11 protein-coding genes are annotated in these 14,467 nt (G+C 72.2%); 4 read left to right on the forward strand and 7 right to left on the reverse strand.

The genetic code is table 11. From position 1 onward, the window contains the following. Positions 1-14 precede the first annotated feature (14 nt). Positions 15-809, forward strand: a complete 795-nt coding sequence (locus ABZ444_RS34265; protein WP_357979681.1) for an SDR family oxidoreductase — start codon at positions 15-17, stop codon at positions 807-809. Positions 810-963: 154 nt separating this feature from the next. Here ABZ444_RS34265 and ABZ444_RS34270 read toward each other — a convergent pair whose 3' ends face one another. Genes ABZ444_RS34270 through ABZ444_RS34290 form a run of 5 tightly spaced genes read right to left on the reverse strand, consistent with a single transcriptional unit; the run spans position 964 to position 5,644 of the window. Beyond that, complete coding sequence (locus ABZ444_RS34270; protein ID WP_358006132.1) at positions 964-1,512, reverse strand: NAD(P)H-dependent oxidoreductase; 549 nt, start codon at positions 1,510-1,512, stop codon at positions 964-966. Then, positions 1,509-2,840, reverse strand: a complete 1,332-nt coding sequence (locus ABZ444_RS34275) for an LLM class flavin-dependent oxidoreductase (protein WP_358006135.1) — start codon at positions 2,838-2,840, stop codon at positions 1,509-1,511. Before ABZ444_RS34275 ends, ABZ444_RS34270 begins: the two co-directional genes overlap by 4 nt. Beyond that, positions 2,837-3,799, reverse strand: coding sequence for an ABC transporter permease (locus ABZ444_RS34280; protein ID WP_358006138.1), 963 nt, complete (start codon positions 3,797-3,799; stop codon positions 2,837-2,839). Before ABZ444_RS34280 ends, ABZ444_RS34275 begins: the two co-directional genes overlap by 4 nt. After that, on the reverse strand, positions 3,792-4,628 hold the full coding sequence (locus ABZ444_RS34285) for an ABC transporter ATP-binding protein (RefSeq protein ID WP_358006141.1): 837 nt from the start codon (positions 4,626-4,628) through the stop codon (positions 3,792-3,794). The genes ABZ444_RS34280 and ABZ444_RS34285 overlap by 8 nt, the downstream gene beginning before the upstream one ends. After that, complete coding sequence (locus tag ABZ444_RS34290) at positions 4,625-5,644, reverse strand: ABC transporter substrate-binding protein (RefSeq protein WP_358006143.1); 1,020 nt, start codon at positions 5,642-5,644, stop codon at positions 4,625-4,627. The genes ABZ444_RS34285 and ABZ444_RS34290 overlap by 4 nt, the downstream gene beginning before the upstream one ends. Positions 5,645-6,010: 366 nt before the next feature. Between ABZ444_RS34290 and ABZ444_RS34295 the strand changes: the two genes are divergently transcribed. Further along, positions 6,011-7,210: an FxsB family cyclophane-forming radical SAM/SPASM peptide maturase gene (locus ABZ444_RS34295; protein ID WP_358006147.1), complete on the forward strand. Its 1,200-nt coding sequence runs from the start codon at positions 6,011-6,013 to the stop codon at positions 7,208-7,210. A gap of 16 nt (positions 7,211-7,226) precedes the next feature. On the opposite strand, the gene fxsT is transcribed toward ABZ444_RS34295, so the two are convergent. After that, complete coding sequence (fxsT, locus tag ABZ444_RS34300; protein WP_358006150.1) at positions 7,227-9,794, reverse strand: FxSxx-COOH system tetratricopeptide repeat protein; 2,568 nt, start codon at positions 9,792-9,794, stop codon at positions 7,227-7,229. 302 nt (positions 9,795-10,096) lie between these two features. Between fxsT and ABZ444_RS34305 the strand changes: the two genes are divergently transcribed. Next, positions 10,097-10,294, forward strand: coding sequence for a hypothetical protein (locus ABZ444_RS34305; protein ID WP_357979665.1), 198 nt, complete (start codon positions 10,097-10,099; stop codon positions 10,292-10,294). Between the two features lie 277 nt (positions 10,295-10,571). Beyond that, on the forward strand, positions 10,572-12,542 hold the full coding sequence (locus ABZ444_RS34310; protein WP_358006153.1) for a tetratricopeptide repeat protein: 1,971 nt from the start codon (positions 10,572-10,574) through the stop codon (positions 12,540-12,542). 399 nt (positions 12,543-12,941) lie between these two features. On the opposite strand, the gene ABZ444_RS34315 is transcribed toward ABZ444_RS34310, so the two are convergent. After that, a complete protein-coding gene (locus ABZ444_RS34315; protein WP_358006156.1) occupies positions 12,942-14,378 on the reverse strand; it encodes an MFS transporter in 1,437 nt (478 codons plus the stop codon). Between the last annotated feature and the right edge of the window lie 89 nt (positions 14,379-14,467).

A 14,467-nucleotide genomic window follows, 5' to 3' on the forward strand; every position in this document is an offset into this window, starting at 1 on the left:
GCAGGAGGGACGGCATGACCGACACCTACGACCGGGTCGCCGTCGTCACGGGCGCCGACTCCGGCATCGGCAGGGCCACCGCCGTGCTGCTGGCCGAGCACGGGTTCGACGTGGGGATCACCTACCACGAGGACGAGGACGGCGCACGGGAGACCGCCGCGCTGGTACGGGACGCGGGCAAGGCGGCGGCCGTGCGCCGCCACGACCTGACCGACCCGGTCCGCGCCGCGCACGTCGTCGACGAGCTGGCCGGGGACCTGGGCGGGCTCGGCGTGCTGGTCAACAACGCCGGCACCGGGTCGTCGGAGCCGCTGCTCGACATGGACTACGAGCGCTGGCGTTCGGTGCTGGCGGTGGACCTGGACGGGCCGTTCCTGTGCGCGCAGCGGGCGGCCCGGCGGATGGTCGCCGAGGGGCGCGGCGGCCGGATCGTGAACGTCACCAGCGTGCACGAGGAGTACCCGAGGGTGGGGGCGGGGCCGTACTGCGCGGCCAAGGGCGGGTTGAAGCTGCTCAGCCGGGTGCTGGCGCTGGAGCTGGCCGCGCACGGCATCACGGTCAACACGGTCGCGCCCGGCGAGATCGCCACCCCGATGACCGGGCAGGAGGACCGGCCGCCGCGGGCCGGGAGCCGCCCGGGGTACCCGATCCCGCGGCCGGGCGACGCCCGGGAGGTCGCCGCGGTCATCGCCTTCCTGGCCTCGCCGGCCGCCTCGTACATGACCGGCTCGTCGGTGTTCGTGGACGGCGGCCTGGTCACGATGGGACCGCAGGCGGCGGGGGCGCTCCAGTCCGGAGACTGGCGTTGACCCCGCACCCCCGCCCGCCCGCTCCCACGCGGCACCCCCGCCCTCAGGCGGGTGGCACCGCACGCTCTCGGACAGCGGCCCACCGCCTTCAGGCAGCGGCCCGCCGTCCTTCAGACGGTGGCCCTCCGTCCTTCATGCAGCGGCCCGCCGTCCTTCAGGCGGTGGCCGGATGGCCCACCGCGAGGGCCGCGGCCACCTGCGGCGCGACCCGCTCCGCCCAGCGGCCCAGGAGCTCCTCCAGCTCGGGCAGCGGCGACTCCCGCACGGCCAGCTGCGACTCCAGCACGGCGAGCCCCGGCGTCGGCACGGTCGCGCCCAGCTCCACCAGCAGCGGCCGCAGGTGCACCTCGACCGCCAGCGCGTGCTTCGGATCACCCATGACCAGCAGCGGCAACGCCACCACCCCGGCCAGCGCCTCCGGCCGCAACCGGTCGAGGAACGCCTTCAGCAGCCCGGTGTACGTGCCCTTGTAGGTCGGGCTGGCCACCACCAGCACCCGCGCCTCGGCGACCAGCTCCAGCGCCACCTCGACGCCGGGCGCGGGCCCGGGGGCGAGCAGGTGCGGCCCGAGCGCCGACAGGTCGATCACGTCGTGCGCGCCCGGAAGGCCGAGCCGCCGCGCGACCGCCTCGGCGGCCTCCACGGCCACGGTCCGCGTCCTGGAGCCCTCGCGGGGGTTGCCGACCAGCGCGACGACGCTCATCCGGCCACCGCCGCCGCCAGTCCGGCGGCGTACCGGGAGACGGGCCGGGTCAGGCCGTAGTTGTCGCGGAGGGTACGGCCCTCGTACTCGTACCGGAACAGGCCCCTGATCTGCAACTCCGGCACGACGTGGTCCACGAAGTCGGACAGGCCCGACGGGAGCAGCGGCGGCATGATGTTGAAGCCGTCGGCGGCCCCGGTGAAGAACCACTCCTGGAGCTGGTCGGCGATCTGCTCGGGCGTCCCGGCGACCACGCGGTGGCCGCGGCCGCCGGCCAGCCGGTTGAGCAGTTGCCTGACCGTCAGGCGTTCCCGCCTGGCCAGGTCGATGACGAGCTTGCGCCGGCTCTGCGCGCCCTCGGTCTCGACGGCCACGTCCGGCAGCGGCCGGTCGAGGTCGTCCTCGGTCAGCTCGATGCCGGTCATGTGGGAGAGCTGGGCCAGGCCGTAGGCAGGGATGATCAGGTCTTCGAGCTCCTTCTCCAGGTGCAGCGCCTCCCGTTCGGTCGAGCCGATGATCGGCGAGATGCCGGGCAGGACGAGCACGTCCCCGGGCTGCCTGCCGTGGGCGGCCACCCGCCGCTTGAGGTCGCTGTAGAACTCCTGGCCCTCCTCCAGGGTCTGCTGGGCGGTGAAGACGGCCTCGGCGTGCCGGGCGGCGAACTCCTTGCCGTCCTCCGACGAGCCGGCCTGCACCAGCAGCGGGCGGCCCTGCGGGGAGCGGGAGGTGTTCAGCGGCCCCCGGACGGCGAAGTGGCGGCCGATGTGCTCGACGAGATGGATCTTGCCGGTGTCGGCGTAGCGGCCGCCGGTGCGGTCGCCCAGGATGGCGTCGTCCTCCCAGCTGTCCCAGAGCTTGCCGGCGACCTCCAGGAACTCGTCCGCCCTGGCGTAGCGGGCGGCGTGGCTGGGGCGTTCGACGCCGAAGTTGAGCGCCTCGGCCTCGCTGGCGGAGGTGACGATGTTCCAGCCGGCCCGGCCGCCGCTGATGTGGTCGAGGGAGGCGAACTTGCGTGCCACGTGGAAGGGCTCGTTGTACGTCGTGGAGACGGTCGCGATGAGCCCGATGTGGTCGGTCACCGCGGCGAGCGCGGCCAGCAGCGTGAGCGGTTCCAGCCCGCCGAGCGCGTTGTGCCGGACGTCGCCCTGCAGGGCCACGCCGTCGGCGAGGAAGAGCGAGTCGAGCTTGCCGCGCTCGGCGATCCTGGCCAGCTCCTGGTAGTGGCGGACGTCGGTCAGGCGGCTCGGCTCGGTGCGGGGGTGCCGCCAGGCGGCCTCGTGATGGCCGACGCCCATGAGGAAGGCGTTCAGGTGGAGCTTTCTCGTCACGTGGTCCTCCAGGTGGAGAAGCGGCGCTCGACGCCGATCAGGAGCAGGTTGAACAGCAGGCCGACCACGGAGATCGTGATGATGCCGGCGTACATGTCGGGGATGCGGAAGCTGGACTGGGCGTCGAGGATGAGGTAGCCGAGCCCGGCCTTGGCGCCGACCATCTCGGCGAACAGCAGCACGAGGATCGAGTACGCGCCCGCCAGGCGCACCCCCGTGAAGATGGTGGGCACGGCGGCGGGCAGGATCACCTTCTGGAACAGCCGCACCGGGCCGAGCCCCATCGACCGGGCCGACTTGATCAGCAGGGGTTCGACGGTCTTCACGCCGCTGACGGTGTTGAGCAGGATGGGCCAGGAGCAGGCGTACAGGACGAACGCCACCTTCGTCGTCTCGCCGATGCCGAGGATGAGCGTGAAGACCGGCAGCAGCGCGACCGCCGAGGTGTTGCGGAACACCTCCAGCAGCGGGGTGAGGAAGTCGGCGACGGGCTTGTACCAGCCGATCAGCAGCCCGAGCGGGATGGCCAGCACGATCGCCAGCCCGAACCCGGACAGCGAACGCGCCAGCGACGCCTCCAGGTGCTCGGGGAGCCGGCCCGTGAGCAGCAGGTCCGCGCCGGCGGCCAGGCTCTCCGACAGCGGGGGCACGAACACGGGGTCCACCACGCCGAGGCGGGGCAGCACCTCCCAGGCGGCCAGGAGCAGCAGGATCGCGGCCGAGTTCCGCCCCGCCCGCCGCGCCAGCCTCCACGTCGCCGCGGGGGACGCCGCCTTCCGGCTCACCCCCGACGGGGCCGGGTTCCGGCTCTCCCCCTCGGTGGGCCGGACCGGGGCGGCGGGCTCCTTCCCTGCGGTGCGCTCGTCCCCGGCGGCGGGGTCGGGCTCGTCGTCGGGGAGGTCGTACCAGTGGACGTCGCCCTCGGGCCGCGTCCGTTCGTCGGCGCGGGCGTCAGTCATGCCGGATCGCCGCCTTCCGCTCCTGCACCTGCGCCGCGGCGACCTCGTCGCGCAGCAGCCCCCACACGTGGTGCCGGTACTCGCCGAAGCGCGGGGCGGCCCGCAGGTCGCCCTCGCGCGAGTCGAACTCCACCTCGATGATCTCCTTGATCCGGCCCGGCCTGGAGGTCATCACGGCGACGCGTTGCCCCAGGTAGACGGCCTCGTCGATGCCGTGCGTGATGAAGACGACGGTCTTGCGGGTGTGTTGCCAGATGCGCAGCAGCTCCTCCTGGAGCGACTCGCGGGTCTGCGCGTCGAGCGCGGCGAACGGCTCGTCCATCAGCAGGACGTCGGGGTCGAAGGCCAGGCTGCGGGCGATGGCGACGCGCTGGCGCATGCCCCCCGACAGTTCGTGCGGGTAGCGGTCCTCGAAGCCGGACAGGCCGACCAGTTCCAGGTGCCGCCGCGCCCGTTCCGTACGCTCGGCCCTGGGCACGCCCTTGGCCTCCAGCCCGAAGGCCACGTTGGCCAGCGCGGTCCGCCAGGGGAACAGCGCGTACTGCTGGAAGACGATCCCCCGGTCGAGGCCGGGCCCGGTGACGGGCGCGCCGTTGACCACGATCTGGCCCGACGTCGGCTCGGTGAGCCCCGCGACCAGGTCGAGGAGGGTGGACTTGCCGCAACCGCTCGGCCCGACGAGCGTGAGGAACTCCCCTTCGCGGACGTCGAGGTCGATCCCGGACAGAGCGGTGAACGGCTCGCCCGCGTCCCTGACCGTGAACTCCTTGGAGACGTTCCGGATGCCGATCTTCGTCTGGACGCCGGTCTCGCTGATCGTGGCGGTCATGAGCCGCTCCCGTTCGCGTAGGGGTTGAACTCGTTGGTGTAGAGGTCGGTGGCCTTGACCTGACCAGGACGGATCTCGCCCTCGCGCTGGAGCCAGTCGATCCACCGCTGGAACTCCCGGCTGTCGATGACGCCGCCCTTGCCCGCGATGCCGGTGCTCTTCCAGAGCTTCACGACGTCGGCGCTCTCGTTGCGCCCGCGCCTGGCGATGATCTGCTCGAACTTGGCGACAACCTCCTCGCGCGGGTGGGTCTGCGCCCAGGCGATGGCCTTGGCGAAGCCGGCGACGAAGGTCCTGACGGTGCCGGGGTTCCTGGCGATGAAGTCCTCGCGCAGCACGACGGCCCCGGCGGTGAACGGCCCGAACAGCTCGACGTCGGTGAACAGCGGACGCAGCCCGCCGCGTTCGAGCGCCTTGTCCTTGAGCACGCCGCCGAGCGTGCCGACGTCGAGCTGCCCCTGCCGCAGCGCCTGCTCGGTGTTGACCGGCGGGATGACCACGAGCTGGACCTGCTCGATCTCGGCCGGGGTCAGCCCCTGACGCTTGAGGTACTCCTTGATGACGGCCTCGTGATGGGCGCCGAGGGTGTTGACGCCTATCTTCTTGCCGATGAGGTCGCGGGCGGTCCTGATCGGGCTGCCGTCCTTGACGTAGTAGCCGTTGAACGACTTCTCGTCCGAGCCGTAGTAGCCGATCACCGCCTTGATCGGGGCCTTGGCCGCCTTGAGCTTGATGACGGCGCCGTCGAAGGCGCCGCCGAAGTCGGTCTGGCCGGTGGCCGCGGACTGGATGTCCTGCGGCCCCGAGGTGGTGTTGCCCACCCACTTGAGCTTGACGTCGCCGAGGTAGCCGAGCTCCGCGGCCAGTTCGGGGAAGGTGACGTTGCCCACGCTGCCCTGGTAGCGAAGCTCCTTCACCTCCGGTTCGCCGGGTTTCGCCGAGCCCTCGGCCGCGCCGCAGCCGACGGTCACGGTCGCGAGCAGCACGGCGAGGAGTGCACGTCTGATGTTGATCACGATGAGTTCCTCTGGGGAGAACTGCGCAGGGGGTAGGGAGGTCTGCCGGAGGTGCGTGATCAGCGACACTGCGCGCTGGCGACGTGGCCGAAGTCCACGTGCGGGCGCCGGGTCAGGTAGAGGCCCTGGCTCATGCGTACGAAGCTACGGAACCCGGAACGCTAAGTCAACATTTCCTACTGGATTTACATGGATTACTGGTCGGGAACGGCCCCCTTCCGGAAACGACGGTCCCCACTTGCCCGGTTTGATGATCTACTCTGGCGGGAATCCGGTCCGGGGATGAACGAGCTCGGACACCGAGCTTCGTCGCAGCCCCGGGAGCTGATCAGCGTGGGCGAAGCCGAATGGCCCGCAGATCTCGATGTGGGAAGACTGCTGGAGTCGGGGTGGCGGCCCACCCCGTTCAGGCAGTTCATACTCAAGCTCCACAGCCGCTGCAACCTGGCGTGCGACTACTGCTACATGTACGAGATGGCCGACCAGAGCTGGCGCCGCCAGCCGCGCCGCATGTCCGGCCCGACCATCGACCGCGTGGCCGCCCGCATCGCCGAGCACGCCGAGGCCAACGGCCTGGACAGCGTCGAGGTGATCCTGCACGGCGGCGAGCCCCTGCTGGTCGGCGTCGACCACATGCGCTACGCGCTGACCGCCCTGCGCTCGGCGCTGGCGCCCGGCGTCGACCTGGTGGCCCGCGTGCAGACCAACGGCGTCCAGCTCAACGAGGGCTTCCTGAGCCTGTTCGCCGACCTGAACGTCTACGTGGGCGTCAGCCTCGACGGCGACAAGGAGGGGCACGACCGCCACCGCCGCAACGCCTCCGGCCGGGGCAGCTACGAGCAGGTGCGGGCCGGCATCGAACGCCTGACCGCGCCCGCCTACCGCCACCTGTTCGGCGGCCTGCTGTGCACCCTCGACCTGGCCAACGACCCGGTCACGACCTACGAGGCGCTGCTCCGGTTCCGCCCGCCGGTGCTGGACTTCCTGCTGCCGCACGGCAACTGGACGACTCCCCCGCCCGGCTGGTCGTCCACCGGCTCGCCGTACGGCGACTGGCTGGTGGCCGTCTTCGACCGCTGGTACCGGGCGCCCGAGCGGGAGACCCAGATCCGCATGTTCAGCCAGATCATCCGGCTGGTGTGCGGCCGGCCGTCCAGGAGCGAGGGGGTCGGACTGTCGCCGGTGGCGGTCGTGGTCATCGAGACCGACGGCAGCATCGAACAGGTCGACACGCTCAAGTCCGCCTACGAGGGAGCGGCCGGCACGCTGCTGCACACCTTCCGCGACTCCTTCGACGCGGCGCTGCTGCTGCCCTCCATCGCGGCCCGGCAGATCGGCGCGCGGGCGTTGTCGGACGAGTGCGCCGCCTGCGAGCTGGCCAGGATCTGCGGCGGCGGTCTCTATCCCCACCGGTACCGTCCGGGCAGCGGGTTCCGCAACCCGTCGATCTACTGCCGCGACCTGTACCGGCTGATCGGCCATATCCGGCGGACCGTGACCGCCGACGTGGCCGACCTGACCAGAGCCGACCCGCGCACCCCCGAGCTCCTCGCGCCCGGGGGGTGAGCGGGGCCCGGCCCGGTCAGACCGGCGGCGGGTCGAAGTCGCAGTCGAGGTGGCGCCGTTCGCCGGCCACCCGGGTGTCGGGGTGCTCGGGGCCCAGCGTCTCCAGGTAGGACCGCATGGTCTCGTCGAAGAGCGCCCTGCCCTCCGCCCGCTGCCCGGCGGCCTCCAGGTCGGCCGACAGGTTGGCCGCCGCCGCCAGGGCCGTGGGGTGGCGCGCGCCCACCAGGGCGCTGAGGCGCTGGTGGGCCTCCGCGCCGATCTCGCAGGCGTTCTTGAGGTCGCCCAGGACGGCCAGGTCGCTGGCGTAGTTGACGGCGATGAGCAGGTAGTAGTGGTGGTCGCGGCCCAGCCTGCGCTCGATGCCGTCGAGCGCCTTCTTGTTCAGCTCGCGCGCCGCCTGCGGGTCGCCGAGCACGCGGTGCAGCAGGGCCACGTTGCTGGCGCAGCCGTGGTTGTACGGATGGTCGGGGCCGTAGATCCGCGGGTAGCGGTTCATGGTGTCGAAGGCCAGCTCGTAGGCCTGCTCCACGTTGCCGTTGGCGCGGTTGCAGTTGGACAGGCAGGTGGCGGCGGCGAGCGTGCTGGGGTGGTCGACCCCGTACAGCCGCACGTAGCGCTCGTGCACGTCGATGGCCTGCAGGAGGGCGTCCTCGGTCTCGCCGGACCGCAGCAGGGCGATGGCCAGGTCTTTCTGGGCCAGCAGGATGCGCGGGTGGTTGGCGTCGAAGAACTCGCGGCCGAAGATCAGCGCGTCGTCGCAGACGTCGACCGCCTGGCGGTAGTCGCCGCACAGCCGCACCACGCGGCCGAGGCCGGTGCGCAGGTTGAGCTCGGTGCCGCGGGTGACCGCGGTCTCCCCGCCCTGGGCCGTGCGCAGCGCCTCCAGGAGCAGCTCCTTGGCCCGGACGTAGTCGGAGGTGAGGCCGTAGTCGAGGGCCAGGCTGTTGATCGCCCTGACCGTGATGACGTCGTCGGGCCCCAGCACCTTCCTATGCAGCCGCAGCGACTCCTCGTCGTGCTCCCTGGCGTCGATGAAGCGGCCCTGCGCGCGCAGGTCGGAGCCGATGCCGTTGAGCAGGATGAGGGTGTCGCGCTCCTCCTCGCCGAGCGCCGCGCGCATGGAGATCAGGGTGGACTGGTTGAGCTGGTAGGCCTCGGCGTAGCGGCCCTGCTCGCGGTAGAGGTCTCCCTGCAGGCGCTTGGCCTGGAGCACGTGCCGGTTGTCGGCGCCGGAGTCGTGCGTCCAGCGCTCCAGGAACGTCGCCACGTGGCTGCCGGTCGCGGCGAAGTTGCCGGAGGAGCTGAGGTAGGTCAGCATCTTGATCGCGAAGTCGCGGACCTCGTCCCTGCGGCTCTCGGCCACCCTGGCCGGCCGGACGTGGGCCAGCAGCGCGTCGTAGCGCGGCCAGTTGGCCGGGTCGTCGGGGGCCTGCGGCACCGCGCCGACGAGCAGCGAGTGGACCTCCGCCCGGATCTCCTCCTGGATCTCCGGTTCGAGCTCCTCCCGCAGCAGGGCCTGGATCAGACGGTGGACCTGGAGGGTGGCCGGTCGCCCTGGGCCGCGCTGGCCGCCGGCCTGACCGCTCGCCTCGGCCTCCACCCGCACCAGGGCGTATTTGGCCAGCGTGCCGATGGCCCCGCTCAGCTTGATGGGATCGGCGAGCAGCTCGGCGATCACCGGGCGCACCGCCCCCTTGACCGGGACGAGCACCGAGCGCGGGATGGGCTCCGGCCCGAAGAAGGCGCAGCAGCGCAGCAGCTCCATGGCCTCGGGCAGGTTCTCCTTGAGCTTGTTCACCGACAGCCCCCACGCGGCCGTCATGGAGACCGGGTACTCCGAGGGCTTGCCCCTGCTCAGCAGCTGACTGGTGTGCTCCTGGAGCAGCTTGAGGTACTCCTCCGGCGCCATGCCGGTCTCGCTCTGCAGCGCGGCCGCCTGCTCCAGCGCCAGCGGCAGGTCGCCGAGCGCCTCGGCCAGCTCGACGGCGACGGACTCGCTGATCGCCCTGCGCAGGCGCTTCTGGAAGAACTCGACGCTCTCCCGCCGCGGGAAGACGTCCACCGGGACGGTGTCGACGACGCTCTCCCAGCGGTGGTTGCGCGAGGTGATCAGGACGTGCCCCGGGCCGGGACGCACGATCTCCCTGATGTCGTCCGGCTCGTCGGCGTTGTCGAAGATCAGCAGCCACCGGCGGGTCGGCTCGCCGCGGCGCAACGCCTGCAGGACGGCGTTGGCCGCCTCGTCGATGCCCGTCGCGGTCGGGCCCGGCAGGCCGAGCTGGGGCGCGAGCTGGGCCAGCGTCGAGCGCACCAGGCCGGGCTGGTCGGAGGGGATCCACCAGACGAGGTCGTACTCCTCGCGGAAACGATAGGCGTATTCGATCGCGGCCTGCGTCTTGCCGACGCCGCCGTAGCCCTGCAGGGCGTTCGGCACGACCGCGGTGGGCTGCTGGAGAATGCTGTCGCGCAGCCTGGACAGCAGTTCCTCCCGGCCGGTGAAGTTCTTGTTCCGGGGTGGAACCTTCCAGACATTGGGAAAGTCGCTCACTGCGCGCAGTGCGGCGGACGGCTCTGGAATCGTCACGTGCCCGCCCTTCTGCCCGTGCCTTCACGGGATGCTGGTGCAGGAATGGAAAGTCGTTCTCGAGAATGGGGCAAGATAAAAACGACAGACTGTCATGGTAGCGGCCCGGCGGGTCCCGTACTACCCGGCCATTAACGGCGACCGCCAACGGCCGATTCAGGACGGCACTAATTCACCGCCTATTGGCGGGCCCGCCGAATTCGGCCACTGTGGGATCAGCCTGTTGAGCACTTCGCTCCGGACGGGCCGGTCATCCGGACGGGGAACGCTGCGGGCAGGCCAGAGCCGACGAGGGAGCGCCCATGGCACCGCAGGTCGTCACGCAACACAAGGATCTTCTTGATTTGTCCGCACTCTCACCTGCCCGTCTCGAAGGGCTGGGGAACTCCGTGATCGCACTGGAGTTACTCGAGCTGCTCGAGTCGGGCCCGGGGGAAGACGAGGTGTTCGCCGCGTTCGACAACAGCACCCCGGTGCCGTACCGGCCGGGCAATCCGTAATCACGAACCGATTCGCCGAGACCCGGCGGGAGATGTTTCCCCGGGTTTCGGCGAACCCGAAAACGGGGCGCCGGCCACGGCGATGCCATACCATGGGGAGCCATCGAGAATCGTGCAGCGGTGCCAGCCGGACGTTGAGCTCGAAACCGGACGGAATTATTCAGGAGTCTCGCCGCCACACGCGTCTTGCGGCATCGACCGGGGCGGGCGCCTCCGCAGTCCGGTCCCGGGCCACAAAGGAATACGACGTCGTCCTCGGTGAGTGAGGTCTGGTCCCATGACTGCTTCCGGCCCCCGACGCGGTCCCTTCGTCGGAGCTCGTCCCTTCGACGAAGGCGACGGGGCCCTGTTCTTCGGACGGTCCGCGGAGACCGCGGAGCTGGCCGGCATGTGGCGGCGCAACCGGCTGACGATCCTGCACGGCGCGGCCGGCGCCGGCAAGACCTCGCTGCTGCGGGCCGCCGTGATCCCCTCGCTGCGGGACGAGCGGGCGCGCGTGCTGCCGGTGGGCCTGGCTCGCTCCACCCGCGTCTGGCCCGCCGCCGCGCTGCCCGAGCACAACCCGTACGTGATCGCGCTGCTCTCGTCGTGGTCGGACGGCGGCTCGCTGGCCAGTTTCGCGGGCCTGTCGGTGAGCGACTTCCTACGCAGGCTCCAGCACAACGACGGCGTCGCCGGGCCGACGCTGGCCGCCGTCGACCAGGTGGAGACGTTCCTGCGGCTGCCCGACCCGTACGAGCACCTCAGGGAGAGCTTCTTCGACGAGCTGCTGGGGTCGTTGGCCCAGCGGCCCGACCTGCGCCTGCTGCTGTCGGTCCGCACCGACCACCTCGACGAGCTGCGGCACGTGCTCAGGCGCTACGCGGTCCGGGAGCCGCAGGAGCTGGCGCTGGCGCCGCTCACCCGGGCGCACGCCGTCGAGGCGATGCGGCTGTCGGCCGAGTCCACCGGCGACGGCGCCGCCGCGGACAAGGTCGAGGAGCTGGTCGACGAGATCCGCACGGTCCGCGACGACACCGGCCGGCCCTGGCCCGTCACCGACGAGGTCGACCCGCTGCTCCTGCAGGCCGCCGGCGCCCGGCTGTGGGGCGATCCGCCGGACCGCGAGCGGTTCCTGCTGACGGAGCTGGACACCGCGGCCGACCGGGCGGTGCGCGAGTTCTGCGCCGAGACGCTGGCCGAGGTCGCCGCCGACTACCTGTTACCCCCCGGCCGCCTGATGTCCTGGTTCCGCCGGGACATCCTGCACGAGTACGGCAGGCTGTCCGACCCGGTCGCGGACGTGGGCGCGGTCGTGCTCAACGCCCTGGAGGACCGCTACCTGGTCAGCTCGCCCAAATGCAACGGCCTGCCCATGCACGGCCCCCGCCACCCCCGGATGCTGGCCCCGCTCAGGCAGCTCGACGCCGCCATGTGGCCGCAGTCCCCGCCCGACCCGGCGGCCCGGTTGCGCGCCGCCAAACGCGCCGGCGACGAGGGTGAGCCCGACCGCGCCCGCCGGCTCGTCCACGAGGCCGCCCAGACCTGCCCGCCGCACGCGTTGCGGCTGCGGGCCGAGATCGACACGCTCTCCGGCAACATCGACTACGACCAGGGGCTGCTGGAGGAGAGCATCCAGCACTACCGCGCCGCGGCCCGGCTCTTCGAGGCCGTCGGCGACAACGCGGCCGTCGGCTGGCTGATGACGGCGGTCGGGCGCGTCGTCCTGGCCCAGGGCAGGCCGGGCCTGGCCGTCGAGCAGCTGCGCGCCGCCGTCGGCCGGGTGCCGGACGACCTCATCGTGCAGACCGCGCTCGGCCAGGCCCTGTGGGAGGCCGGGCAGCCGGACGCCGCCCTCGCCGTGCTGAGCGACGTGCTCAACCGCGAGGCGGACACGCCCGAGGCCCGGCGCTCGCGCGGGGAGTTCCTGGCCGATCTCGGCGACGCGGAGTCGGCCCTGCGGGACATGCGGCAGCTGCGCGGCGGCCGGCCCGCGCCCTCCACCAAGGCGGCCCGCGCGCTGGCGATGGCCAGCCTGACCCGCCCCGAGGTCGCCCATGACCTCGGTGACGCCCTCGACGAGGCCGAGGAGGCGCTGAAGGAGGCCGAGGAGAGCGGGCCCGTGCTGCTGCGCGCCGCCCGCGTCCACAAGCTCACCGGCGACGTCACCAGGGCGACGGAGCTGGCCGACCGCGCCATGACGGCGCGGCGCCCGCCGCTCCCCGAGCACCAGCGGCGTGCGGCCAGGAAGCTGCTCGCGGGCTCGTGATGCCGGACACCGCCATGGTGGCCCTCATCACGGGCGGATCGGCCGTGCTGGCCGCGTTCTCGGGCGCCGGATGGGCGATGGTGACCGAGCGGCTGAAGGCCAGGCAGGCCACCAGGGCCGCCGCCGAGCAGCGCCGGGCCGACCGGGAGGACGCGCGGGCCGAGACTTTGCGCACGGCGTTCGCCGACGCGCAGTCGGCGGTGCTGCGGTTCGGGCTGACCGTGAGCATCTCGCTCGACATGCGCACCGACCGGGACGCCCGCCTCGACGGCGAGGACCTGCCCGGCCAGTTCCGGCAGGCGCGGGTGGAGTACCTGGCGGCGGCGGTGGCGGTCGAGCGGTTGTGGCCGCTGTGCCCGGAGGGCGCGCGCGAGCGCATCGAGCAGCTCAGCGCGGCCGTCACCAGGGCGTTCGGGCACGCCCGTTCGGTATCAAGTCCTGTTGTGGCCGGGGAGGAGGTCGAGGTGGCCCTGCAGCGGGCGCTGCGCGCTCTGAGCGCGGAGGTCTTCCCGCCCGCGCCGCCCCCTTCCGAGCTCGCCGTCCCGTCCGGCTGACGGCCGCGCGCCACAGGCGGCCCAGGTCGTGCCCCAGCGAGGTCACCATGAGCGTCAGGACGACGGCCAGCAGGCCGATGGCCACCGCCACCAGGACGAGTGCGCCCCTGGTGCCCCACACGGCGATCAGGTAGCCGGCCGACAGCGCCCCCAGCGGGACGGCGCCGCCGGAGAGGAAACGCCCGGCGCCCGTGACCCTGCCCAGCAGCTCCTTCGGCACCTCGTCGGCCTGGTAGACCGCGAGCGCGACGTTGATGTGCGCGCCGGTGAACCCGATGCCGCCCCAGACCAGCGGCAGCACGACGGCGACGAACACGACGCTGTCGTGGTCGACCAGCGCCACGAACCCGGTCAGCATCAGCCACGACCACACGCAGGTCACGATCACGCCCCGGGTGTGCCCCTTGCTCTGCAGCCGCGACGCGGTGAACGAGCCCAGGACGCCGCCGAACCCGGTGGCCGCGATCAGGCAGCCGATGAGCAGGCTCGGCAGCCGCTGCTGGTGCGCCAGCAGGATGAGGACGAGGGCGAGCGTCTGGAAGAAGAAGTTGGCCAGCGCGCAGACGACCAGCACCGGCACCAGGAACCGCTCCCTGCGCAGGTAGGCGAAGCCGTCGCCCAGGTCGGCCACCAGCGCCCTGACCCGCGGTCGCGGCGGGACGCCGTGCGGGGTGAGCCGGTCCTTGGCCATGCGCAGCAGCGCGAACACCGACAGGAACGAGGTCAGCGCGTCGACGGCGAAGGCCAGCGCCCGGTGCAGGTCGAACAGCAGGCCGCCGAGCGGGCGGCCGAGCAGCGCCGCCGCGTGCACGCGCGCCTCGTTCTTCGCCATCGCACCCGGCAGATGCTCGCGCGGGACGAGCCGCGGCACCACCGTCGCCTCCGCGGTGCTGAAGAACACCAGGCAGACGCCCTGCGCAGCGGCGACCAGCGGCAGCACGACGTGCTCCGGCATGGTCGCGAACGCGCCGGCCGTCAGCAGCACGGCGAGCACGCCGCGGGCCAGCAGGCTGACGATCATGACCCGCCGCCGGTCCATGTAGTCGACCAGCGCGCCCACCGGCAGGGCCAGCAGGATCCGGGGCAGCGTGCCGGCCGCCGTCACCCAGCCGGCGAACACCGGCGAACCGGTCAGCGACAGGGCGAGCAGGGGGACGGCGAGCATCGCGTTCGTCGAGCCGAGCTGGTTGGCCGCCGAGGCACTCCACAGGAGGTTGAAGTCGCGCCGCCACGGGGCGCGTCTCCCGTCGGCCGGGCCCTCGCCCGCGGTGCTGTCGGTCACCTCTGTCGCTCCCAAGGCGCCGGACGCTGGGCAAGCCAGGTGCGGTGTCGTCCCAGAGCCGGGCTTCGTGTCACAGGTTGAAGACCGGC

This window comes from Nonomuraea sp. NPDC005730 (assembly GCF_040630865.1).
GTDB lineage: Bacteria > Actinomycetota > Actinomycetes > Streptosporangiales > Streptosporangiaceae > Nonomuraea.

What these genes read in the sequence shown, in the direction of transcription:
- ABZ444_RS34265 (WP_357979681.1), top strand. Translation starts at nt 15, where the DNA reads ATGACCGACACCTACGACCGGGTCGCCGTCGTCACGGGCGCCGACTCC.
- ABZ444_RS34270 (WP_358006132.1), bottom strand. Translation starts at nt 1,512, where the DNA reads ATGAGCGTCGTCGCGCTGGTCGGCAACCCCCGCGAGGGCTCCAGGACG.
- ABZ444_RS34280 (WP_358006138.1), bottom strand. Translation starts at nt 3,799, where the DNA reads ATGACTGACGCCCGCGCCGACGAACGGACGCGGCCCGAGGGCGACGTC.
- ABZ444_RS34285 (WP_358006141.1), bottom strand. Translation starts at nt 4,628, where the DNA reads ATGACCGCCACGATCAGCGAGACCGGCGTCCAGACGAAGATCGGCATC.
- ABZ444_RS34305 (WP_357979665.1), top strand. Translation starts at nt 10,097, where the DNA reads ATGGCACCGCAGGTCGTCACGCAACACAAGGATCTTCTTGATTTGTCC.
- ABZ444_RS34310 (WP_358006153.1), top strand. Translation starts at nt 10,572, where the DNA reads ATGACTGCTTCCGGCCCCCGACGCGGTCCCTTCGTCGGAGCTCGTCCC.